Consider the following 1689-nt stretch of genomic DNA (forward strand, 5'->3'; position numbering starts at 1 on the left):
CGGTCGGCCGGTTCGGCGCCCTGCCGGGCGGCATCACCGGAACCGTCGCGCCGCCGGTGGAGGTCTCCAACGGCTGGCTCACCAACACCGACGGCCAGGTCGTCATGCTGCGCGGACTGAACCAGGTCTACAAGATCCCGCCGTATGAGCCGTCCGCGGGCGGGTTCGGCGACGATGACGCCGCCTTCCTGGCCGCCAACGGCTTCAACGTGGTGCGCCTCGGTGTCATCTGGGCCGGTGTGCAACCCGAGCCCGGTGTCATCGACTACGACTATCTAGCCTCGATCGAGCACACCGTGCAGATCCTGGCCAACCACAACATCGTGGCGATCCTCGACATGCACCAGGACCTCTACGGTGGCGCCTTCGGCGGCGACGGTGCCCCGGACTGGGCCACCTTCACCGGCGGACTGCCCAACTTCGATGTCGGCTTCCCCTTCAGCTACTTCGTCAGTCCGGCGCAGAACCACGCCTGGGATGCGTTCTGGGCCAACACCCCTGCCGACGGGATCGGTCTGCAGAACCATTACGCCGTGATGTGGCAGGCGGTCGCCGACTACTTCAAGGGCAACGAGAACGTCGCCGGCTACGAGATCATCAACGAGCCGTGGGCCGGCTCGCACTGGCTCGGAAGCCTGTTGGGCAACCCCTATTTCGATACCCAGCAGCTGACCCCGTTCTACAACCAGCTAACCGAGGCCATCCGATCCGTGGACCCGAACAAGACGGTGTTCTTCGGCCCGACCACTCTCGAGGCCAGCCTGCCGGTACCGACGCACCTGGGCACGGTGGACGACCCGAACACCGCCTTCTCGTTCCACCACTACTGCATGGTCAATGCGCTGTTCGCCGACCTCAGCTTCGGCTGCGACTGGAATGCCGACGTCGTGTTCGCAAACGCGATGGACTACGCGCAGGAGCACAACATCCCGGCGTTCCTCAGCGAGTTCGGTGCCACCAACAATCTTCCGACCATCGGCGCGAGCCTGCAGGCGGCCAACCGGTACCTGTTCGGCTGGACCGAATGGGCCTACACCGGCAACGACATCACCAGTACGTCCCCGATCGATCAGGCGCTGGTGTACGACCCGAGCCAGCCCCCGGTCGGCGACAACGTGAACTGGGACAAACTCGACGTGCTGGCCCAGCCCTACCCGCAAGAGATCTCCGGCACCCCGACCTCGCTGTCGTTCACCAACGGCGTCCTGTCGTTCGCGTACTCCACCGACCGCGCCGACGGCACCGGCAGCTTCGACGCCGGCTCGCAGACCACCATCTCCGTGCCACCCAGCCAGTACCCGAACGGCTACACCGTTAACGTGACCGGCGGAACCGTCACCTCGGCCGACGACGCCCCGGTACTGACCATCAGCTCAGCTTCCGGCGCGACCAGCGTGACGGTGACGGTGACGGCGAAGCCCTGACGGGCCACCGCGCGTCGCCGCCGACCAGGCCAAAATGCCTGCAAAACAAGTGAATGCCGCGGTGCGCCGAGGCGAGCTTGCGCCGCGTAAGTAACTCGTTTACCTTCTCAGTCACAACTCAGCATCCGCGCATGTCCACGAGAAGGGTCTGTCGAGATGGCTCGTCGCCGCAGCAAATCTGTGGGCAGCAAGGTTGTCGGGGTCGCCGCGTTGCTGGCCTTGACCGTCCCGGCCGCGCCGGCGCAGGCCGACCTCGGCGACATGA

The 1689-nt window shown here is 65.7% G+C and carries 1 protein-coding gene; it reads left to right on the top strand.

Features of this window, described 5'->3' with window-relative positions:
- Window positions 1-1424 (top strand): cellulase family glycosylhydrolase (locus ACAG20_RS21025; RefSeq protein WP_370494000.1); only part of this gene is annotated, 1424 nt, incomplete at its 5' end.
- Window positions 1425-1689: the final 265 nt, after the last annotated feature.

The sequence above is a fragment of the Mycobacterium sp. pW045 genome (genome assembly GCF_041287085.1).
GTDB classification, from domain to species: Bacteria; Actinomycetota; Actinomycetes; order Mycobacteriales; family Mycobacteriaceae; genus Mycobacterium; species Mycobacterium algericum_A.